The sequence below is a fragment of the Bacillus sp. CGMCC 1.60114 genome (assembly GCF_042676365.1).
Taxonomy (GTDB): domain Bacteria; phylum Bacillota; class Bacilli; order Bacillales; family Bacillaceae_G; genus Bacillus_A; species Bacillus_A rhizoplanae_A.
This window is the reverse complement of record NZ_JBHTHG010000118.1, coordinates 796585-822418: the sequence shown is the minus strand read 5'-3', so window position 1 is coordinate 822418 and position 25834 is coordinate 796585. Positions and strand designations below refer to the sequence as shown.

Genomic DNA, 25834 nt, shown 5'->3' with positions numbered 1-25834 from the left:
ATGGGAGACGTTATAGATATATATGGATTATCACCTTTGCAAAAAGGAATATTGTTTCATACTTTATACGATCAAGATGATGAACATTCTTTTTCCTACATTGTACAAGTAGGCTTCTTGCTCGGGGGGCAATTGGATGTTGCTACTTTTGAAAAGGCTTGGGAATATGTTATTCATCGACATGAAGTTCTACGTTCAGTATTTGTGTGGGAGGAAGTTGAAAAACCTCTGCAAGCAGTTTACCAACGTCTTCCTTTTACTATTCATCAAGAGGATTGGAGTGCCCATTCAAATGAGGAGAAGGAGAAGAAATTACACCAGTTTTTGACTGCGGATCGTAGAAAAGGATTTTCATTGGATGAAGCACCATTGATGAGAGTCACTGCGATTAAAGAAGCAGAAGAGGAAACGAGAATCATTTGGACACATCATCATATTTTGCTAGACGGGTGGAGTGTGTCATTGGTCTTTAGTGAAGTGATGGAAGTTTATCTCAAGATGGTAAAGGGAGAATTGTTGAATCTCCCTAAATCTCTTCCTTACAAAAAATATATCCAGTGGATAAATAAACAGAATCAAAGTCAAGCAGAGAAATTTTGGACAGAAGAATTAAAAGGATTTTATGCACCTACGCCATTAGCGATGAAAAGAAAGGATCAAGGACAGGATAAGGGTTATGGGGAGTGTGTTTATCAAATATCTGAAGAACTTACTGAGAATTTACAAGAGTGGGTACGAAATAGTCGATTAACATTGAATACGTTAGTACAAGGCGCATGGGCTTACTTGATGAGTAGGTATAGCGGTGAAATTGACATCGTATTTGGCGTAACTAGCTCTGGACGTCCTACTGATTTGATAGGAGCAGAGAATATGGTAGGTCTATTTATTAACACATTACCTACTAGAATTCGATTAACGGATGATACATCAGTAGTAGATTGGCTTCGTAATATACAGATGAAAGAAATGGAACGAAGACAATATGAGTATAATTCGTTGGTTGATATTCAAGGGTGGAGTGAGGTTCCGCGGAATAGTTCCTTATTTCATACCTTGTATGTGTTTGAAAATTATCCAATTCAAGGTGAGAGAAATGATGATTTAAGATTACTAGAGGTTCAAAGTGCAGAACAAACAAATTATCCTTTAACACTCATTGTAATGCCTGGTAAGGAAATTACTTTAAAGTTAATGTATGACCGAAGCTATTTTAATGAAGAAACAATAAATCGGATTCAGGGTCACTTATTGCAAATATTAATTCAGATGACGAAAGGCCTAGATTCAAATCTCTCCGAAATCACCCATTTAACGATGGAAGAGCAGACACAGTTACTAGAGGGATGGAATAATACTCAAGTAAGGTATTCAGCTGAAGGCATGATTCATACGGTATTTGAGGAGCAAGTTAAGAAAACGCCAGAAGCAATCGCAGCTATTTATGAGACTGAACAAATTACCTATAAAGAGTTGGATGAGCGTGCGAATCAGTTAGCTCATTATTTACAAAAGCGTGGTGTAGGTCCAGAGTCTCTAGTCGGGGTATATATGGAACGCTCATTACAAATGATGATAGCGTTATTAGGGATTCTAAAATCAGGAGGAGCGTATGTTCCACTTGACCCTACTTATCCAGAGAGTCGGCTTCGCTATATATTAGAGGATGCTGGAATCGAAGTACTAGTGACGGAAGAAAATTCCGAAAAATTATATATATCTGAACCAGTTGAAATAATTTGCATGAATCAAGATTATACCGCAATTGAAAAAGAAGAATCAACCCCATGTACAAGTAGTGTAACAGGAAGAAGTTTAGCGTATGTTATGTATACTTCAGGATCTACAGGAAATCCAAAGGGAGTGATGATTGAGCATCATTCAGTAATTAATTACCTAGAATGGATGCAACATCAATATCCACTTTCTGAAAAGGATGTGGTCTTGCAGAAAACCCCATTCTCATTTGATGTATCTGTTTGGGAGTTATTTTGGGGTATTAGCGTGGGATCATGTGTATCTTTCTTACCTCCAGGTGGAGAAAAAGATCCTTCCATTATAGCTGATGTGATTGAAAAACATCAGGTTACTATTGTTCAATTTGTTCCTTCGATGTTATCTGTTTTCTTAGATCACTTCAACCATATTGAATTGAACATGAAATGTTCGTCCGTACGTCATGTATTTTCTGGTGGAGAAGAACTAAGTTCAGGATTGGTTAGACGATTTCAACAGCAATGGAATCATAGTGGACAAGTAAAATTAACCAATTTTTATGGACCAACGGAAGCCACTATTTATGTAAATGCATTTGACATTCAACCTAATCAAGAATTTGTTTCTATTGGGCAGCCGATACAGAACACGCAATTATATGTATTAGACCAAGCTCAACGCTTGCAATCAATAGGGATAGAGGGTGAGTTATATATTGGTGGTGCAGGTTTAGCGCGTGGATACTTAAATCGTCCGAATCTCACTGCAGAAAAATTCGTTTCGCATCCATTTCGATTGGGAGAGCGACTATATCGAACAGGAGATTCAGTAAGATATTTAGCAGATGGAAATTTAGAATTTATAGGGAGAATGGACCATCAAGTAAAAATACGTGGTTCTCGGATTGAACTAGGAGAAATTGAAGCGACTTTAGAAAAATGTTCGTTTATTAAAGAGGCTGTCGTATTAGTTAGAGAAGATCGTCCGGGCGATCAGCGATTGGTTGCATATGTAATAAGCGATGGAAATACTCAAAAGTGGCGAGAGTATCTACAAAACCAATTGCCGAATTACATGATTCCAGCTCATCTTGTAGAGTTAGAACAGTTCCCGCTTACTCCGAATGGGAAAATTGATCGAAAGGCCTTACCAGCACCTGATGAGCAACCGATAGGAGATTTAAATGTTCTGCCTCGGACACCATCGGAAGAACTAATTGCCTCGGTTTGGGGTCAAGTATTAGGAACAGAACATATCGGTATTCATGATTCCTTTTTTGAACGGGGTGGGCACTCACTACTAGCTACTCAAATTGTCTCTCGATTACAAGAATTGTTCCAGATTAAAATCCCGCTACGTGAACTTTTCAAGCACGTTACAGTGGAAGCATTAGCGAAACGATTAGATCAGTTGCGTAAAGAAGATAAAAAACGAGAGGTTCCACCCCTTTTACCTATGATACGGAAAGAATTTATCCCACTTTCCTATGCACAGAAACGCCTATGGTTTATTGATCAATTAATGCCAAATAGTGCGATGTACAATATTCATGCAGCTTGCCGCTTAACAGGAAAATGGTCAATTGAGGCATTGGAGGCCGGTTGGAATCAGTTGTTGGATCGTCATGAAGCATTACGAACGATAATTCTAGAACATAAGGGTGAACCTTTTCAACGGGTTCAATCTCATGTATTCAGACCTATCCCTCAAACAGATCTAACAAATTTCTCTTTGGAAGATAGAGAAAGAGAAATGAAACGACTCATTCAAAACGAAGCGGAGGAACCATTTCATTTTGGACAAGGTCCACTGATTCGAACACGAATATTGAAAGTGGACAGGGAAGAATGGGTTCTCCTTTGTACGATGCATCATATTATTTCGGATGGATGGTCAATGGGAATCTTACTTGAAGAATGGATGGCTTTTTATGAAGGATCACTAAGCGGAAAACCTGTGGAACTGAACGAGTTATCTGTTCAATATGCAGACTTTGTCATGTGGCAAAAGGAATGGCAAAAAGAAGAGAATCTGGATCAGCACCTTCAATATTGGAAGGAAGAATTGTCTGGGGAATTACCAGTTTTACAATTACCGATGGATCGTCCTCGACCTGCGGTTCAAACCCACCGTGGTGCGAGTCAGTCCTTAATGGTGGCGAATTCCCTACAAGAAAAGCTTAAAGATTTAAGTCTGCAAGAAGGATCCACTTTATTTATGACCTTGATGGCAGCGTATCAAAGCTTCCTTTCTCGTTATACAGGACAAGACGACATCTTGGTTGGAAGCCCAATTGCAAATCGAAATGTTAAAGAGATTGAAGGATTAATAGGTTTCTTTGCAAATACGTTGGTTTATCGAGCTGATTTCAGTGGAAATCCGACGTTCCAAGAACTTTTGTCGCAGATACGAAAAAAAGCACTAAAAGCATACGAGTATCAGGATATTCCATTTGAGAAAGTAGTAGAATCCGTAAAACCGGAACGGAATACAAGTCATTCACCGATATTTCAAACCATGTTTACGTTACAGAATACGAAACAAGAGTTTCCTCAGTTATCTGAAAGACACATGGAACTTATGGAGAGTCATACTTCTGTTGCGAAATATGATTTGAGTTTATTTGCTTCTGAGACGGAAGAAGGATTATCTCTAACCTTTGAATACAATACTGATTTGTTTAATGATACAACCATTGAACGTATGGCAAGTCATTTTGAACATTGGTTATATCAAATTGTCTTTCATCCAAAAGATGTATTATCGGAAATGAATATGTTATCAAAAGTAGAATATAAGCAACTACTAGAGGAATGGAATGAAACAGGTGTTGTAGATATACGAGAAAGTACGATTCATACATTGTTTGAAGAACAAGTGAAAAAAACACCAGAAGCAATTGCAGTAGTGTGCCAAGATGAAGAACTAACATATCAAGAATTAGACGAACGCTCGAATCAGCTGGCACATTATCTACAGAAAAATGGTGTAGGATGCGAATCATTGGTTGGAATTTGCGTTACACGTTCCTCCGAGATGATTGTCGGTCTCTTAGGAATTATAAAGGCAGGAGGAGCATATGTCCCAATTGATCCAACGTATCCGGAAAGTCGATTGCAATATATTTTAGAGGATGCCCATATAAAGGTATTGGTGACACAGGAAAAGTTACAACAAAAAATGGTTTTACCTAAATCTGTTGACGTGATTTGTATTGATCGTGATCGAGCAGAAATAGAACAGGAAGTAACTACAGTGTGTACGAGTGAAGTGACGGACGATAACTTAGCTTATATTATCTATACTTCAGGTTCCACTGGAAATCCAAAGGGGGTAATGATTGAGCACAGGAATACAGTAACAATGATTCATTGGGCGCATCACACATATTCCGGAAAGGATTTAGCGGGAGTATTGGCTTCAACTTCGCTATCCTTTGATCTATCCGTTTTTGAAGTGTTTGTTCCCTTAACGATGGGTGGTAAAGTGATTGTCGCTGAAAATGCTCTACATCTAGACAAGTTGTCTACCAAGGGTGTGACTTTGGTCAATACTGTACCATCAGCAGCAAAGGAACTGGTTCGAGCAAAAACAATCCCTTCTTCGGTAAAGGTGATGAATTTGGCTGGAGAACCATTGCCATATTCACTTGTTCAAGACTTATACGAGAGAAGTACGATTGAGAAGGTGTACAACCTATATGGACCGTCCGAAGATACTACGTATTCCACATATATGGAATTAGAAAAGAGTGCCATTCATAGGGTACCACCAATTGGTAAACCAGTCTTCAATACAGAAGTATATGTACTGAGCGCGGAACAAAAAATGGTTCCAATTGGTGTAGTTGGTGAGCTTTACATTGGTGGATCAGGATTAGCACGTGGATACTTAAACCGCTCTGACTTAACAAAAGAGCGTTTTATACCTCATCCGTTTAGAGAAGGAGAGCGAGTATACCGGACTGGAGATCTAGTAAGGTATCTGCCGGATGGAAATTTGGAGTATCTTGGCCGAATCGATCATCAGGTAAAAATTCGTGGGTTCCGGATTGAACTAGGAGAAATTGAAGCGACATTACAAAAGCATACATTAGTTAGCGAAGTCATTGTGATGGTGCGGGAAGATTATCCTGGTGATCCACGTTTGGTTGCCTATGTTGTTGGAGATGGGGATGCTCATAAGTGGCGTGATTATCTTAAGGCCCAGTTACCAAATTACATGGTTCCTGACTATTTTGTCGGATTGAACGCATTTCCACTTACCCCAAATGGGAAAATTGATAGGAAGACCTTACCAGCACCAGAGAGACAGGAGAGAGCGAATGGTTATATTGCTCCTCGTACACCTACGGAAAAAACAATCGTTTCAATATGGCATCAAGTTTTAGGTATGGAAAGTATCGGAATTCAGGATTCGTTTTTTGAAATCGGTGGTCATTCATTACTTGCTACGCAAGCTGTTTCCAATCTTAAGGAGGCTTTTGGAATCGAGTTACCATTGCATGATTTATTTACGTTTCATACGGTGCAGCAATTGGCAGAACAGATTGATCAATTGCTCTATAACAAAAAGCAAGAAATGCAGAATGATAGTAAGGAGAATGTGAGTCTTCAAGACTATATTCAAAAAGAAGTAGAAGTGAGTAATGATGAAGAATTACTTGAACTTCTTAAGCAATTGGAAGAGCTATCAGAGGAAGAAGCACAAGGGATATTCGAGAGTAATTTGGTTGAGGAAGGGGTAAAAAATGAAAAGTGATTTACTTGCAAAGCTGAGTTCACTTTCTCCTGAGAAGAGAGCTTGGCTTCAGAAGCAAATGCAAAAAAAGGAGAATAAAGAAGCACTCCCATTGTCTTATGCACAACAACGTTTGTGGTTTATGGACAGATTTAACCCAAACAGTTCTTTATATAATATTCCAACGGTATGGCGTCTAAAAGGAAATTGGATTCCTGAAGCATTAGAAAAGGGATTCAATCGACTCATTGAACGTCATGAATCATTACGAACCGTTTTTAAGGAAGTAGGAGAACAACCTGTACAACATATTGTCGAATTCCTTCCTAGAACATTATCTGTAAGGGATTACTCTCACCTTCCTCTAGAAGTAAAAGAAAAAGAGGTAGATAGTTTAATTGCGAGAGAAGCACAAGAAGCATTTGATTTAATGAATGGCCCTTTAATTCGTTACCAGCTTGCTCAATTAGGAAAGGGTGAATGGTTATTACTGTGTACGATGCATCATATTATTTCTGATGCTTGGTCCATCGGTATATTCATGAATGAATTACTTGCTTTCTATGAAGAAGAAACGGGCGGGAATCCTGCTAAATTAAGTTCACTATCCATTCAATATGCCGACTTTGCGAAGTGGCAAAAGGAGTGGTTGCAAGGTGATGTGTTAAATCGTCAACTTACGTATTGGCAGGAAGAATTGTCTGGGGAGCTTCCTATATTACAACTGCCAGTGGATCGACCTCGACCGGTTACGCAAACTTACGCTGGGGATACGCATCACGTGATTTTTCCTAATAGATTACTCAGTCAATTGAAGGATATAAGTCGACAAGAAGGATCTACCTTATTTATGACTTTAATGGCTGCATACCAGAGCTTTCTTGCTCGTTATACGGGGCAAAAAGATATTCTAGTCGGAAGTCCGATTGCAAATCGGAATCATAAGGGAGTAGAAGGATTGATCGGTTTCTTTGTTAATACGTTGGTTTACCGATCAGACTTGAGTGGCACCCCTACTTTTCGGGAGATTTTGAATCAAACAAAGAAAAAGGCGTTAAAAGCTTACGAATACCAAGATATACCGTTTGAAAAAGTGGTAGAAGCTGTGCAACCTGAACGAAGTATGAGTCATTCTCCTATCTTTCAGACCATGTTTACACTACAGAATATAAAACAGGAACGACTAGATCTATCTGGTAGAAGTATCGAAATGGTAGAAAGTAATATGTCTATTGCAAAATTTGATTTGAGTTTAACTGCCTACGAAGTGGAAGAAGGTCTATTTGTCTCATTTGAATACAACACGGATTTATTTGATAGTAGTACCGTTGCACGTATGGCAGACCATTTTGAGAACTGGTTAAATGAAATCACGTATCATCCAGATGAATCATATACAAAGCTGTCAATGTTATCGGACACAGAGCAGAAACAACTCCTAAAAGAATGGAATGATACTGACGTAGTTTATGGTCATGAGTGTATGATTCATGAGCTATTTGAGCAGCAAGTTGCACGTACACCTGATGCAGTGGCGGTAGTTTATGAAGATGGCAAGCTAACGTATCAAGAACTCAATGAAAAATCGAACCAATTGGCACATTATCTACAAAAACGAGGTATAGGACCTGAATCATTGGTCGGTGTATGTGTTGAACGTTCTCCTGATATGATTATTGGTCTCTTTGGGATTTTGAAAGCAGGTGGAGCTTATGTCCCACTGGACCCAAGTTATCCCGAAAACCGCTTGAGATACATTTTAGAGAATTCACAAATTCAAGTGCTGTTAACAAAAGAGGCACTACAGGACTGGTTACCTAAAGATATTCAAGCAATTTGTTTAGACCGGGATCAAGTAATGATTTCCAAAGAGAGTAATTTGGCTCCGGTGAGTGGAGTAACAGCAAATAACTTAGCTTATATCATATACACTTCGGGTTCGACGGGAAATCCGAAGGGAGTAATGATTGAACATCATTCGGTTATCAACCGCCTACAGTGGATGCAGAAAAAATATCCATTATCTGAGGAGGATACAATCCTACAAAAGACACCGTTTTCGTTTGATGTTTCTGTCTGGGAATTATTTTGGTGGTCATTTGTAGGAGCACGTGTTTGTTTGCTTCCACCAGGAGGAGAGAAAGAGCCTGCGGTGATTGAGGAGTATATCGAACGATATCGTGTGACCACCATGCACTTTGTTCCGTCGATGTTATCTACTTTCTTGGATTATATGGAACAATATAATTTGAAAAGGGATGTATCGTCTTTAAATCAGGTTTTTACTAGTGGAGAAGCATTAAACACTGAACAGGTTCGTCGGTTTAAGAGGGTATTTTACGATGTTCAGCAAACGAAGTTAATTAACTTGTATGGCCCTACCGAAGCAACTGTGGATGTGACTTATTATGATTGTGATTTAGAAAAAGAACCAATGCTTATTCCAATTGGTCGTCCAATTGATAATACAGAGTTGTATGTATTGGATCAATATCAACAGGTGGTACCGATTGGTGTGGTGGGGGAACTTTACCTTGGTGGAGTAGGCTTGGCACGTGGCTACTTCAATCGACCAGAGTTAACTACTGAACGTTTTATTCCGCATCCCTTTAAGGAAGGGGAACGATTATATCGAACGGGTGACCTGGTGAAGTATATGAGTGACCGTAACTTGGAGTATATCGGAAGAATAGATAACCAAGTGAAAATCAGAGGATTCCGAATTGAACTTGGAGAGATTGAAGCAGCTTTACATGATCACTCATCTGTAAAAGAGGCTGTCGTGTTGGTGAAGGAAGATCGACCAGGAGATAAGCAGTTAGTAGCTTATGTAGTGGGTGAAGGGGATGTTGGAGAGTGGCGTGAATATCTCAAGAAGCAATTGCCAAATTATATGGTTCCAGCATATTTTTTCCAAGTTGAATCGATGCCACTCACTCCAAATGGTAAGGTGAATCGAAAAGCTTTACTGGAATTGGAGGCACAGTTCATAAGTGAAGATATTATTTCATCAAGAACACCAGTGGAAGAGCTCATCGTTTCTGTATGGAGTCAAGTGTTGGGTATAAGGAATATTAGTGTTCAGGATTCTTTTTTTGAAATTGGTGGTCACTCGCTACTAGCTACCCAAGTAGTTTCACGCTTACAAGAAATCTTTCAAATCGAATTACCGGTACGTGAACTATTTGAGTATGCAACGGTGGAGTCACTGGCAAAACGATTAGATCAGTTACGTAAAGGAGATAGAAAACGAGAGATTCCTCCACTAATGCCGATGGAACGAGGGGAAACTATTCCACTCTCTTATGCCCAACAGCGCTTATGGTTTATCGATCAATTTGCGCCTAATAGTGCACTTTACAATATGCCAATGGTATGCCGCCTTACAGGGAATTGGTTACCTGAGGCATTGGAAACGGGATGGAATCAGCTAATAGAACGTCATGAATCATTGCGGACAGTCTTTCATGAAGTGAACGGTCAACCCGTGCAGCAAATTGAACCGTATGCTTTTCGCTCAATTCCAAAAATGGATTTAACTATGCTTTCTCCAGAAGACCGAGAAGCAGAAGTTAAACGTTTGATTCAACAAGAAACAGAAGTGCCATTTGATTTAGACGAGGGTCCACTGATCAGGACAAGTATTTTGCAAGTGGGGGAGGAAGAATGGATGCTCCTTTGTACTCTACATCATATCATTTCAGATGGATGGTCAATGGGAGTCCTACTTGAAGAGTGGATGGCATTCTATGAGAAAGCCACGGATGAAAAGGTAGCAGAACTTGAACCATTACCGGTTCAATATGCCGACTTCGCTCAGTGGCAAAAAGGATGGCTGAAGGAAGAAGTGCTTGATCAACAACTGCAATATTGGAGGGAAGAATTGTCTGGGGAGCTTCCTGTACTCCAACTTCCTATGGATCGCCCGCGTCCCGCAATACAAACTCATCACGGGTCGACATACACCCTGGTTCTGCCAAGCGCGCTACATGACAAATTGAACGAATTTAGTCGTCAAGAAGGGGCTACACTCTTCATGACGCTGTTGGCTGCATATCAAAGTTTTCTATCACGTTATACGGGACAAGAAGATATTCTGGTCGGAAGTCCAATTGCTAATCGAAATTATAGAGAAATTGAAGGACTAATTGGTTTCTTCGTCAACACGCTGGTTTATCGGGTTAATCTGAGTGGTAGACCGACATTTCAGGATGTTCTGTCTCAGGTTCGTCAAAAGGCATTGAAGGCGTATGAATATCAAGATATCCCTTTTGAAAAAATTGTAGAAGTTGTACAACCAGAGCGGAGTACAAGTCATTCGCCAATCTTCCAGACTATGTTCATCTTGCAAAATATGAAACAAGAGTTCCCGGTGTTATCTGGTAGAAGTATTGAAATGATAGAAAGCCATAGTCCGATTGCAAAGTTTGATTTAAGTGTAATGGTAGCTGAGTCGGAAGAGGGATTACTTTTTACTTTTGAATACAATAAGGATTTATTCAATGCTACAACTATTGAACGGATGGCAGGACACTTTGAGAAATGGCTACACGAAGTTTCCCATCACCCGCAAAATCCGTTGCATAGTCTGAGCATACTATCGGAACCTGAGCGTACTTTGTTATTAGAAACATGGAATGACACCGTAATGGAAATGTCCCCACAGGGCCTTATTTGCGACAGATTTGAGGAACAAGTAGCAAGGCGTCCTGAAGCGATTGCGGTGGTTGATCAAACAAAAGAGTGGACTTACGGTGAACTGGATGCACAAGCAAATCAGTTGGCAAATGTTTTACAGCGAAAAGGAGTCGCTCCAGAATCAGTCGTTGGAGTTTATCTTCCGAGGTCGGCTGAGCTCATGGTAAGTTTACTGGGCATATTAAAAGCTGGTGGGGCTTATGTCGTTTTAGATCCGTTGTATCCAAAATCGAGGTTAGAATACATGATTGAAGATGCAGGAATTCAAATTGTAGTGACGGCAGAAGGACAAGAAGGCCTTTCCAAACAGGTTGAAATGGTGAGGTTAGAAGAATTAACAGTGGAAAGTGTAATCGCACCGAAGCGACAGATAAATCCAGAGAACTTAGCTTATATCGTCTATACCTCTGGTTCTACAGGAAAGCCAAAGGGTGTCATGGTTGAATATCGCTCATTAATGAATATGGTCTCTTGGCATCAAGAAGTTTATCGTATTACAGCAGAGGATCGTGCGACTCAGATTGCGGGCATTGCTTTTGATTCGGCTGTCCAGGAGATTTGGCCGTATCTAACTGCTGGTGCAGCACTCTACTTGTCAACAGAGGAATTGAGAATTAATCCAGAAGCGCTAAGAGACTGGCTCATTGATTCGCGAATTACAGCTAGTTTTGCACCTACGCCTATTCTGGAAAGACTCTTGAAATTATCTTGGCCAGAGAAGACTGATCTTCGTTTTATCATTACGGGCGGGGATCAATTAACACAGTATCCATCTAACGATATTCCTTTTGCGGTAATTAATCAGTATGGTCCATCGGAAAATACAGTCGTTACCACGGATTGTTATGTACCTGTAGGAGTGACAACAGGTACGCCATCGATTGGTCGACCGATTGCGAATACAGAAGTTTATGTGTTAGATTCTCATCTTCAGCTAGTACCAATTGGTGTGATTGGAGATCTCTATATTGGAGGAAAGGGTCTTGCTCGCGGATATGCTAATCGTCCGGATTTCACAAAGGAAAAATTTATTCCGCATCCATTCAAGTCAGGAGAACGTCTCTACTACACCGGAGACAAAGCAAGTTATCTTTCTGATGGTACTCTCCAGTTCCATGGTCGTATAGATGACCAAGTGAAAATTCGTGGTTTCCGGATTGAATTGGGAGAAATTGAAGCAGTTTTGCAGGCACATTCTTCTGTGAAAGAAGCAGTTGTATTGGTACGAGAGGATGATCCAGGCGATAAGAGATTAGTAGCTTATGTAGTTGGTGAAGGAAGTGTCCATGAATGGCGAGAGCATCTACAAACACATTTACCAAATTACATGGTTCCAACAAACTTTATTGAGATGGAATTTTTACCACTTACACCGAATGGAAAACTTGATTTGAAGGCATTGCCTATACCTAGTGAACTATCTACTGAAAATACTGTATACCCACGAACTCCGCTGGAAGAACTTATCGCTTCAGTGTGGAGTCAAGTGCTAGGAATAGGAAACATTGGTGTTCAGGATTCTTTCTTCGAGCTTGGTGGTCATTCTCTACTTGCTACACAAGTGGTCTCACGCTTACAAGAAGTCTTTCAAATCAAATTACCGGTACGTGAACTGTTCGAATATTCAACGGTCGAGGCATTATCGAAACGAATGGATCAGTTACGTAAGGGGAGCGAAAAACGAGAAATTCCACCATTGATGCCGATGGAACGAGGAAATAATATTCCGCTTTCTTATGCCCAACAGCGCTTATGGTTTATTGATCAATTTGCACCTAATAGTGCACTTTATAATATGCCAATGGTATGCCGCCTTACAGGGAATTGGTTACCTGAAGCATTGGAGTTGGGATGGAATCAGTTGATAGAGCGTCATGAATCTTTGCGGACGGTATTTCATGAAGTGGACGGTCATCCTGTGCAGCAGATTCAACCGTATATTTTCCGCCCTCTTCCGCATATGGACTTAACTAAGTTTTCATTAGAGGAGAGAGAAAGAGAGTTGGAGCAATGGATTCAAACTGAAGTCGAATCCCCATTTGACTTAGAGCAAGGGCCATTGTTCCGTGGACAAATTGTGAAAATTTCAGAAGAAGAATGGGTTCTTCAGTGTAATATGCATCATATTATCTCGGATGGATGGTCGATGGAAATCTTGCTCCAAGAATGGATGGCATTTTACGAGGAGGCGATTGGTGAAAAACCAGCAGAGCTTGCACCACTACCAGTTCAATATGCCGATTTTGCTCAATGGCAAAGAGAATGGTTGAAAGATGAAGTGCTAAATCAGCAGCTTGCATATTGGAAGGAAGAATTATCTGGTGAGTTACCAGTCTTAATGTTGCCGATGGATCGTCCGCGTCCTCCAGTGCAAACCCACCATGGATTAACTCATAATGTGTTGTTATCACGCTCATTACTGGATAAATTAAATGAACTAAGTCGTCAAGAAGGGGCCACGCTTTTCATGACCTTATTGGCATCGTATCAAAGTTTCCTTGCCCGTTATACAGGACAATCGGATATTATTGTTGGCAGCCCAATTGCAAATCGAAATTATCGAGATGTTGAAGGATTAATTGGTTTCTTTGTCAACACGTTGGTTTATCGAGCTGATTTAAGTAACGCACCGGCATTTCAAGAGTTGTTGTCTCAAGTGCGGATAAAAGCATTGAAGGCGTATGAGTATCAAGATGTTCCGTTTGAGAAAATTGTAGAGGTTATTCAACCTGAACGAAGTACAAGTCATTCTCCGATTTTCCAAACCATGTTTACTTTGCAAAATACGGGACAGGAGCTACCAGAGCTACATGGACGAAATATAGAGGTAATGGAGAGCAACGCTCCAATCGCTAAGTTTGATTTAAGTTTAACTGCTGCAGAAGTGGAAGAGGGTTTATTGCTTAATTTTGTTTATAGGACTGATTTATTTGACAGTTTAACTATTGAATCTATGGCTGAACATTTTGGAAACTGGTTGAATTTAATCGTGGAACATCCTGATAAATCATTAGCCAAGTTGCCTATACTATCAGGATTACAGCAAAAACAGTTAGAAGAGTGGAATAATAATGCCGTAGCATATCCACAAGAAAGTGCGATTCATCAGCTGTTTGAAGAGCAAGTAAATCGTACACCTGACGCGGTGGCAGTGGTAGATGAAAACCAGCAGTTAACGTATCGAGAGCTGAATGAAAAAGCTAATCAATTGGCCCACTATCTTCAGCAATGTGGGATTGGGACTGAATCATTGGTTGGACTTTGCTTTGAGCGTTCAGTTGAGATGGTTGTTGGCCTCATGGGAATTTGGAAAGCTGGGGCAGCCTATGTTCCATTGGATCCATCGTATCCAGAAAGTCGCCTCCGATATATTTTGGAGGACACTGGAATTCAAGTATTAGTTACGAACGAAGCATTAGAAAATTGGATACCTAAAGAAGTCAAAGTAGTTTGTCTAGATAGAGATCAAGCAATCATTTCACAAGAAAGCATTCTTTCACCAAAATGCGAGGTAACAGGAGAAAGCCTAGCGTATGTTATCTATACTTCGGGATCGACCGGGAATCCAAAGGGGGCTTTGGTACAGCATCATTCTGTAACAAACTTGTCGCATGGTTTACAGAAAGAGGTTTTCGCACATGAGATACCATCTAACATGCATGTCGGTTTAAATGCGTCAATCGCCTTTGATGCATCTATTCAGCAATTACAAATGCTGTTGTATGGTTCAAGTTTGTATATTATTCCGAATGAAGTTCGAAGTGATTCGGAACAGTTTGTAGCTTATATTCGGAAGAACAAATTAGAAATCTTTGATATAACACCTTCATTACTTCAATTACTTATAGATGGCGGATTGTTAGAAACGTGCGATGGCGTTCATGTTCCAAGTAAGGTATTGGTCGGCGGCGAAGCGATTATGCCGTCATTATGGGAACAGATAGTAGAGGCTGATAAAATTGATTTTTATAATGTATATGGTCCTACAGAATGTACGGTTGATACAACATGCTATCATATCAAAAAAGATAGTAAGAGAGTAACAATTGGGCGTCCGTTGCCGAACGTTCAAACTTATGTATTGGATAGAAATTGGTTACCAGTTCCAGTTGGTGTGATGGGTGAACTTTATATCGGAGGAGCAGGTCTAGCGAGGGGATACTTGAATCGTCCAGAGTTAACATCCGAACGATTTATTTCCCATCCATTCAAAGAAGGCGAGAGGTTATATAGAACGGGAGATCTCGTGAGATATCTTCCTGACGGTAATATAGACTATCTAGGAAGAATGGATAATCAAGTGAAGATTAGAGGATTTCGAATTGAACTTGGGGAGATTGAGTCGACCTTACAGGAGCATTACTTGGTAAAAGAGGCAGTTGTAACCGTTAGGGAAAATCAGTCGGGAGATAAGAGGCTGGTAGCTTATGTAGTGGGCGAAGGCAGTTTAGAAGAATGGCGCGAGTATCTTAAAACAAAACTGCCAATCCATATGATACCTTCCTACTTTGTCGAAATGGAAGAGTTGCCGCTAACCATAAATGGAAAGGTTGATCGGAAATCGTTGCCTATACCAGATTATCAAGGAATAAAAGAAGGCTACGTGGCCCCAAGAAATGAACGTGAACATATGCTTTCTATCATTTGGGAACGTGTGCTGGGTTCAAAACGTATTGGTATTCATGATAACTTTTTTGAAATTGGTGGGGATTCAATTCTTAGCATTCAGATTGTCTCCCGTGCGAAGCAAGCTGGTTTACAATTGACACCAAAACAAATATTTGAACACCAAACGATTGCAGGATTGGCACAAGTAGTCAAAGAAGAACAAGGTATACAAGTCGAACAGGGAATTATAACTGGAGATACGATACTTACACCTATTCAGCAAAGGTTTTTTGCACAAAATCATCCTAACCCACATCATTGGAATCAATCCGCGTTCTTTAGAACAAAAGAGAAACTGGACATAGTATCACTGGAGAAGTCAGTGCGTAATCTTCTACTTCATCATGATGCCCTGCGTTTAAGATATGAACGTTTACCTGATGGGGCCTGGAAACAGTGGAATGAAGGAATAGAAGAACAATTGATGCTGACTGTCATTTCATTAGACGAAGTGCCGGAAGACGATTGGCATCAAGTTATTCAAAAAGAGATTAACATTGCACAAGGAAGTTTGAATTTACATGATGGTCCGTTAATGAGAATGGTGTATTTTGATGAAGGTGAGAAGACTGGCCGATTATTTTGGACGATTCATCACTTAGCCGTGGATGGTGTTTCTTGGCGAATTTTATTGGAAGATTTGCAAACAGCTTATAATCAAGCAATTCAGGGGCAGAAAATCCAATTACCTATGAAGAGTACCTCTTTTAAAGAGTGGTCGGAGAAATTACATCATTACGCTGAATCTGGAATATCGCAAGAAGTGCTGCATTACTGGGAGCGGCAGTCCGAACAAGAAGTAGTTACGCTACCAGTAGATCTTACTATAAGTGATCCAGTAAGCGCAGTAACTGAGGAAGTTACTGTGGTGCTAGATGAGAATGAGACCCGTATGTTATTGCAAGAGACTTTAAGCACTTACCGTGTCCAAATTAATGAAGTATTATTAGCAGCATTGGTACAAGCTACGGCAGTATGTACAGGACAGCCGATATTGAGCGTGGATCTAGAGGGGCATGGGCGAGAAGAGATTATTGAAGATGTTGACTTATCGAGAACCGTGGGATGGTTTACAAGTATTTATCCTGTTCACTTAAATATTGCTGGTGCCAACACGCCAATTGCAGCATTAAAAGCAGTTAAAGAACAAGTACGCAAAATTCCTAATAAGGGTGTTGACTATGGAGTGTTGCGTTACATGAACGCAACAATGTGTGAGCAATTGGGCTCTCAACATACACCATCTATTAGTTTTAACTATCTTGGACAATTTGACCAAATGTTTTCTAACGATGCAATGTTTATTCCGGAGAACGAATTTAAGCGTTTAGATCATGCTTCCGGTTCCAAGCGATCGCATTTAATTGATGTGATTGGGGTTGTAACGGATGGAAAACTTCAGTTCACTTGGGTATACAATGTTGGACAATTCGCGAAATCAACGATTCAAAGTATTGCACAGAATATGCTTCATCAACTGAGCAGATTGATTCAATCCTCAGATAGAGAATCTGCACTGACCGTTTCGGATTTTGGGATGACTAATCTTAACCAAGTGAGTTTGACAAAAGTACTAACTAAGATGAATCGTGGAAAGAACTATCCAATTACTGATTTATATCCACTATCATCTTTGCAAGAAGGTATGATTTTCCACACATTGCATGACCAAGGGGATGAACATGTTGCACCGTATATAGTGCAATTAAGTTTTATGATTAAAGGGAAAATGGATATTCCTATTTTTGAGCAGGCGTGGAAATCCGTAATTCAGCGGCATGAAATTTTTCGTACAGTATTCGTTTGGGACGAAATTGAAGAACCTTTACAAGTGGTATATGAAAATATTCCATTTAAGGTGAACAAAGAAGACTGGCGCACAATGACAACTGAAGAGATAGAGGAAGAAAGAAAAGTCTTCTTGGCATTAGATCGAAAACAAGCCTTCCTATTTGAAGAAGCGCCATTGATGCGGGTAACGGTCATTCAAGAAGGTGAGGAAGAATATCGGATTGTTTGGACACATCACCATATTTTGCTGGATGGATGGAGTTTGCCACTGGTCTTTAATGAATTACTTACATTCTATCAAAAGAGAATGAATGGAGAAGCTGTGAATTTACCTAAGTCATCGCCATATAAGAAATATATCCAATGGCTAAGAGAACAAGATAAGGAGCAGGCGGAACAATTCTGGAGAGAGAAACTTAAAGGTTTTACTGCACCAACTTTGCTGGGCTTAGAAAGTAAAGAGGAAGAAAAAGGTTACTCAGAGAAGGTTACTCATTTATCAGAAGAGCAGACCAAAGCGTTACAAGGATGGGCGAAACGAAATAAACTTACTTTGAGTACGGTAATTCAAGGTGCATGGGCATATCTCATGAGCCGTTATAGTGGAGAAAATGACATTGTCTTTGGTGTAACAAGCTCAGGGCGTTCTACGGAGATTATTGATGTTGAAAACATCGTAGGTCCTTTCATTACCACGTCACCGGCGCGAATTCAATTGATGGATGATATAAAAGTAATAGATTGGTTGCAGAAGATACAAGAGGAAGAGATAGAAAGAAGACAATATGAGTATGCTTCTTTGACAGAGATTCAGGGTTGGAGTGAAGTTCCTAGGGGAACACCGCTGTTCAATAGTTTATATGTGTTTGAAAATTATCCAGTGAAAGAGGAGTCTTCAGAAAATCTGGAAATTGGTGAATTGGAAGGAGTAGAACAAACCCACTACCCATTAGGGTTGGCTGTAGTTCCAGGAATCCAGTTATCGTTAAAGTTAATGTATGACCGTAGTAAGTTTAATAGATTAACTATTGAACGAATGTTGGGTCATTTACACCAAGTGTTAATGCAAATGCTCAAAAACATTGATCAAACCTTGTCGGAGCTGGTATATATTACGGAAGCTGAACAAAGAAAACTATTGGAAGAATGGAATGATAATGCTATATCCTATCCACGGGAGAATGTGATTCATCAATTATTCGAAGAGCAAGTGAATCGTACACCCGATGCGGTGGCAGTAGTAGATGAAAAACAGCAACTAACGTATCGGGAGCTTAATGAAAGAGCTAATCAATTGGCCCATTATCTTCAGAAATATGGAATTGGGATAGAGTCATTGGTTGGCCTCTGCTTCGATCGTTCAGTTGAGATGGTTGTTGGCCTCATGGGAATTTGGAAAGCTGGGGCAGCCTATGTTCCATTGGATCCATCCTATCCGGAAAGTCGCCTACGATATATTTTGGAAGACACAGGAATTCAAGTATTAGTTACGAATGAGGCATTAGAAGGTTGGATACCAAAAGAAATCAAGGCAGTTTGCCTAGATAGGGATCAAGCAATGATTTCACAAGAAAGCAAACTTTCACCAATATGTGAGGTAACAGGGGAAAACTTAGCGTATGTTATCTACACTTCTGGTTCAACAGGGAATCCAAAAGGGGTTTTAGTGCAGCACCATTCTGTAATAAACCTATCATATGGTTTACAAAAAGAAGTTTTCTCATATGAGATACCTAATAATATGCGCGTCGGTTTAAATGCGTCAATTGCCTTTGATGTATCTATTCAGCAATTACAAATGCTGTTGTCTGGTTCAAGTTTGTATATTATTCCAAGCGAAGTTCGCACTAATCCGGAACAATTTGTGTCCTATATTAGGGAGAATGAGTTGGAAATGTTTGATATGACACCTTCATTACTTCAATTACTTATAGATGGAGGGTTGTTAGAAACGAGCGCTGATGTTCATGTACCAAGCAAGATATTGGTCGGTGGCGAAGCAATTATACCGTCATTATGGGAACAGCTAGTAGAGACTGAAAAAATTGATTTTTATAATGTATATGGTCCTACAGAATGTACGGTTGATGCAACATTCTATCCTATCAAAAAAGATAGTAAGAGAGTAACCATTGGGCGTCCGTTGCCGAACGTTCAAGTCTATGTATTGGATAAAAATTTGTTACCTGTTCCAGTTGGTGTAACAGGTGAGCTATATATTGGTGGTGCAGGTATAGCGAGAGGATACTTGAATCGCCCAGAGTTAACAGCTGAACGATTCATCCGACATCCATTTAATGAAGAAGAACGGTTATATCGGACGGGAGATTTGGTTCGCTATTTATCTGATGGTCATTTAGATTACTTGGGAAGAATCGATAATCAAGTGAAAATTCGAGGCTTCCGTATTGAACTTGAAGAGATTGAAGCAAATTTAGAAAGTCATCCATTGGTGAAAGAAGCAGTAGTCTTGGTAACAGAGGATAAATTAGGAGAGCAGAGATTGGTCGCTTATGTAGTTGGAGATGGAAGTATGCATGAATGGCGTGAACATCTCAAGACACAAGTACCGAATTATATGGTTCCCGCACACTTTATTAAGGTAGAAACGATTCCTCTTACAACGAATGGAAAAGTTGATCGAAAGGCATTGAACAGCTTAACCATTCAAAGAGAAAATAACTTCTCTACGCCAATCATTCCAAGGGATGAAATTGAATATCAGCTGATTAAAATCTGGCAGGATTTGCTACAGACAGAAGATGTCTATGTAAATGATGATTTCTTTAATAGAGGGGGACATTCTCTCCTTGTAATCAAATTGATTTCAAAAATAAGAGAGAAGTTTGGAAAAGAGATTAAGGTGTCTACATTGATTAAGAATCCAACAGTGGAAGGAATCGCATGTCTTATTCGTGATAAGCATGATATGACAAAATCTGTATCGTCGCTGGTTCCACTACAAGAATCAGAGAAAAGACCTTTCTTCTGCGTTCATCCGTTTATGGGGAATGTATTTTGTTATATTCAACTAGCAAGACTGCTTAAGAACCACTGCTCATTTTATGGTTTACAGAATCCTCTCATAGAAAAGAGAGAAATAGACGAGTTGACTTTGTCGGAAGTAGTTCAACTTTACATCGAAGAAATAAAGCGTGTTCAGCCAGAAGGCCCATATCGTCTTGGAGGATGGTCTTTAGGCGGTGCAATTGCTTATAAAATCGCAACTGTACTAAGGAATCAAGGAGAAGAAGTTGAGTTGTTGGTACTCATGGATAGTAAAGTACCTTCAGAGCAGGATCACAAAACAAGGGAGGATATGCTCTCATATATATCTAAGCATTTCATTCATTTAGATCCAACAGAGCAGGAAGGAGAATCAGTCCATCAACAGGAAAGGCTTGTGGAGCGATTAATTATGGAAGGAGTACTCCCGCCTGATGGAGATCTTATGAATTTGAAGCAAGTTATCAATGCTCACAGGAAATGTCTGAATTTAATGGCAGAACATGATTTGATACCATACTTTGGGGAAGTTATCTACTTTAGTGCTGAGGAAGGCAAAGAGTTGTTTACAGATTGGGAGCCTTTATTAAAAGGAAGAGTGAATAAGTATTCAGTCCCTGGATCACACGAAGAAATAGTAGCCTCTCCCGCAGTTGAAAAGATAGCTAAGTATCTACTAAATGAATTAGGAGGAATAAAAAAGATGTTCCTTTCGTTAAAAGAAAAATAGAGAGTACAAAAGATGCAACTTTATGAACGGAAATTGCTTGAAAGGGACATAGAAACCTATATAAGTTGTTCATAGTATGATGTAAATTCTCTGAAGTTTTTGTACCAGAAGCGAATGCTTTGATGATATTGCTGAGGAAAGGTGTATATTTTCATTGATATGTAAATATGCACCTTTTCTACTGTATTTGGACTTGAATAAAGGCAAGATATAATATGAAATTGAATTTCTATAACGTATACGTAGGAAGCCATCCTTTTAAAAAGGAAGTGATTTATCATACAAATTCACGCTGTGAAAATACCAAAGAATATTGAAAAACATTTGTTTAATCAATTTAGTAACTTGATTTCAAATGAGAAGAGAGAACGAATGAAGCGTTTATTAAATTTATGCGACATTAATAGGACTTTGATAGGAGATTTACTAATCCGGTCCCTAATTTGCCAAAAATATAAAATTAATAATGAAGAAATTAGATTTATATATAATGAGTACGGAAAACCTTTTGTTGAAAATCTTTCTGACTTTCATTTTAATATTTCGCATTCAGGAGAATGGGTGGTCTGTGCCACTGCAAATTCTAATGTAGGTATTGATATAGAAAAAGTTTCAGAAATAGAGGCTCTTAAATTAGCAAATGAATTTTTTTCAGAGGAAGAATTTTATGATTTATCTAATATAGATTCTGATGAACAAGTCAATTATTTTTATGATTTATGGACATTAAAAGAAAGCTATATAAAAACAATTGGGAAAGGACTTTATATCCCGTTAAATTCATTCTCTATAAAAAAAGATTCACGAACTTTAATTTCATACAAGAATATATCTCAAAACTTTTACTTTAGACAATATAATATTGAGGCAAATTATAAGGTAGCTGCTTGTGCAACACGTGATGAATTACCGCAGGAGATAATAATTAAAGACATTTATACAATTGGACAAAATATAAACAAATTTTAAAGTAAGGAGAAAATAATGAAGAAGACTAAACTTTTTTGCGTTCCACATGCTGGGGGATCTGCGTTTAGTTACTCAAAATGGAAAAATTACTTTAATCCATATATTGAGGTAGTCCCAATAGAGTTAGCTGGTAGAGGATATAGAATTGAAGAAAACTTGTATCAAAGTATGGAAGAGGCCGTAAATGATGTCCATACTAGTATAGTTAAGCAGCTAGATAATTCGCCCTATATTCTATACGGGCATAGCATGGGAAGTTTGATCGCCTATGAAGTAGCTAGAAAAATACAGGATTCTAATAACGTATTGCCTGAATTTCTTGTTTTGTCCGGTAGAAATCACCCAAATAGTAAAATAAAAAATATCCGACATAATCTATCTAACGAACAATTTAAAAAAGAAATTATTGCAATGGGGGGTACACCATCCGAGGTACTTCAATCAGAAGAGTTAATGGAAATTTTTCTCCCCATTCTAAGAGCAGATTTTAAAATTGTGGAGACATATATACATGACAACAATAGACAAGCATGTGATATTGATTTTCTTATATTTAATGGAAAAAACGATGAATTTACTACATATGATGAGGTAATAAAATGGGGGGAATATACAAAGGGTTTGTGTACATTTCACTCTTTTGAAGGTAAACATTTCTATCTATATGAAAATATCCAAGAAATAGCCAATATTATAAAAAAAAGGTTCTGGTGCGAAAATAGCTTAATAGGAATATAGAACAGCAATCTCCTGTTAACTTTGAGATTAAACGGCTAATCCAAATAACTTATGAATGACTCTAACCTCATTTTGTGCAGAGTTCACCCTTTGGTGAAGTCTGCACAAAATGAAGTTGAATTCATCCATAGATTGTTTGGATTAGCATCATAATTCATGGATGAAAATGATATTGAGGTTCTATGTTTCTAACAAATCATATTTGCACCAGAATCTGAAGAATTACAGACTGCTTTATCAGTAAGATAAAGGATAATGATGTTATAGCATGGGACTCGTATGCTATAACACAAACAGTTTGTGTAAATATTGCATTCCAGGCTACTATGATGTATCAAAACGGTGTATCTTTTCAGGAAGCCCGAGCACCCATTGATAAACAATATGAGGAAGGCTTAGTAAAACCAACAGATATCCCTATGCCAGCCATGTAATGTTCAATAATATAATTCTATGAAAAAGCAAATGTTTACTTTTACGGGTTTTACAGAATTGCACGGTCACTGTGTTAGACTACTTGTTACATTGATACCTAAGCGCATGCATGATATCCCAATTTCCTCAACAAACTATAAAATCTATATTTTGCAGGTAGAACTCACATTTTTTGATAAATTATGTTTAAATAAAAGTTAACAAATGCATGACCAGCAGTGGGGATGGTGATTTTATTGATGGATAACGGAAAAGTTTTAATTATTGAAGACGAAACAAAAATTGCGAGAATCATTAAATTAGAGCTTGAACATGAAGGGTACAAGGTCGAGACAGCTGAAACCGGTATAACAGGGCTCGAAAAATTTCGTAACGGTCAATGGAACCTTGTGTTACTGGATGTTATGTTACCTAAGCTAAACGGGATGGAGGTACTTCGAAGAATTCGGGCTTCAAAGGACATGACACCTATTATCTTACTAACAGCAAGAGATTCTATTCCTGATAAAGTGAGCGGGCTTGATCATGGAGCGAATGATTACATTACAAAACCGTTTCAAATTGAAGAGTTATTGGCAAGAATCCGTGCATGTTTACGAATAAATCAAATGATGAAGAAAAGGATAGACGAGCAAATATTAACTGTTGCAGATTTAAAGGTTGATAAAAAAACACGGGTTGTAATACGTGATTCCACAAATATTGAATTGACTCCGCGAGAATTCGATTTACTTATTTATCTTATAGAGCATCAAAATCAAGTACTAAACAGAGAACAGATTTTAACGTATGTTTGGGGTTTTGATTACTATGGAGAGACAAATGTCGTGGATGTATATATTAGGTACTTGCGCAAGAAAATTGATTATTCCTTTGATTTTCCACTAATCCATACAGTTCGTGGAATTGGATATGTTGTAAAGGAGTAATATGTTATGGGTATCCGAAATAAAATCCATTTGTTTTCAACGGTTTGGCTACTATTAATTAGCCTTGTGATCAATGCATCCGTTTATTTTTTATTTTATAAAATTACAATTAATGAAAACCTAAATGACGTTTATTCACAGGCTAAAAATATTGCTGGAGCAATAAAACCTATCACGAATCCCATGAACGTGCCTGATATTTTGAAATCACATTTACCATTGAATGGAATGATTCGTGTTGTGAATAAGGACTCATATTCAATTATGACTATTACAGAGGAGACGGAATTTACGGAGTTTAAACCAACATTTAAAAACACACAAACAGTCGAACTGAAATCAGTTAATGGAATTCAGTATGCCATTGCGAGTTTTCCAATCAAATGGAACGATGGAAATATTGTGATGTTGGAAGTTACAGAAAATTTGGCATCTACATATACAAGTTTGAAAATCCTGAAGCTTGTGTTAACTGTCGCTTCACTTGTTGTTCTGATTTCATCATTTTTAGCTGGTAGAATGCTAAGCAATATCATTTTAAGACCGATCAATTCAATGATTGAAACGATGGAGGAAATTCAGCGAAGGAATATATTTAAAAGGATTGAGCTAAAAACACAATCAAAAGATGAATTATACAAATTGGGAAGTGCATTTAATAAGATGATAGATATTTTGGCAAAAAACTTTGAAAAACAAAAGCAATTCGTTTCTGATGCTTCTCATGAATTAAAGACACCGCTAACTGTTATTGAAAGTTACGCAAGCATGCTGAAACGATGGGGAATGAAAGATGCGGATCTATTAGAAGAATCTGTGGAAGCAATCTATTCAGAAGCCGTCAGAATGCAGGAAATGACAAAACAAATGCTCATGCTTGCCAATCATGATGCAGAATGGAATTTAGATATAAAAAAGGTGAACGTTGTCTCCCTTAGTAAAGAGACAAGTAAAACGATTGAAAGCGTTTATGGTCGACACATTTCTGTACATACTCAGCATGATAAAGTAATAACAAGTGCAGATGAACAAAAAATGAAGCAACTATTGTTTATCTTGCTTGATAATGCGTTAAAATACAGCACATCATCTATTGAGTTATATGTGGGATATGAGAATAACCACGTTTTTTTTACTGTGAAGGATTATGGCATCGGCATACCGAAAGAAGATATCGCACATATTTTTGATCGCTTCTATCGGGTCGATAAAGCGAGAAACCGGGAAACTGGCGGAGCTGGTCTAGGTTTATCAATTGCAAAACGAATTGTAGATTCCCATAGAGGAAACATAGATGTCATTAGTAAAGAAAGAGAAGGAACAAGCTTTACTGTAACTTTACCGAAATAGCTAATAGTTTCTTATCAATTTTTAATGTTTGGAAGGAAAACTGTCATTTTTATAATGAAAGGAA

General features: G+C 38.6%; 7 protein-coding genes. All 7 read left to right on the top strand.

The window, feature by feature from the left end; genetic code table 11:
* The 7 genes from ACFQZ1_RS25355 (at position 1) to ACFQZ1_RS25325 (ending at position 25770) form a co-directional block, all read left to right on the top strand.
* Positions 1 to 6477 carry an amino acid adenylation domain-containing protein gene (locus ACFQZ1_RS25355; RefSeq protein ID WP_377884925.1) on the top strand — a complete coding sequence of 2159 codons (6477 nt, stop codon included), beginning with the start codon at positions 1 to 3 and terminating at the stop codon, positions 6475 to 6477.
* Entirely contained in the window at positions 6467 to 21349 is a 14883-nt protein-coding gene (locus ACFQZ1_RS25350) for a non-ribosomal peptide synthetase (protein WP_377884924.1), read from the top strand. The genes ACFQZ1_RS25355 and ACFQZ1_RS25350 overlap by 11 nt, the downstream gene beginning before the upstream one ends.
* A gap of 294 nt (positions 21350 to 21643) precedes the next feature.
* Complete coding sequence (locus ACFQZ1_RS25345; RefSeq protein ID WP_377884923.1) at positions 21644 to 22318, top strand: 4'-phosphopantetheinyl transferase family protein; 675 nt, start codon at positions 21644 to 21646, stop codon at positions 22316 to 22318.
* Between the two features lie 15 nt (positions 22319 to 22333).
* Positions 22334 to 23056 (top strand): thioesterase II family protein, encoded by a 723-nt coding sequence (locus ACFQZ1_RS25340; RefSeq protein ID WP_377884922.1) that lies wholly within the window; start codon positions 22334 to 22336, stop codon positions 23054 to 23056.
* A gap of 221 nt (positions 23057 to 23277) precedes the next feature.
* Positions 23278 to 23490 carry a PCYCGC motif-containing (lipo)protein gene (locus tag ACFQZ1_RS25335; RefSeq protein ID WP_377884986.1) on the top strand — a complete coding sequence of 71 codons (213 nt, stop codon included), beginning with the start codon at positions 23278 to 23280 and terminating at the stop codon, positions 23488 to 23490.
* 240 nt (positions 23491 to 23730) lie between these two features.
* Complete coding sequence (locus ACFQZ1_RS25330; RefSeq protein ID WP_377884921.1) at positions 23731 to 24420, top strand: response regulator transcription factor; 690 nt, start codon at positions 23731 to 23733, stop codon at positions 24418 to 24420.
* Between the two features lie 6 nt (positions 24421 to 24426).
* Entirely contained in the window at positions 24427 to 25770 is a 1344-nt protein-coding gene (locus tag ACFQZ1_RS25325) for a sensor histidine kinase (RefSeq protein WP_377884920.1), read from the top strand.
* The last annotated feature ends 64 nt before the right edge of the window (positions 25771 to 25834 follow it).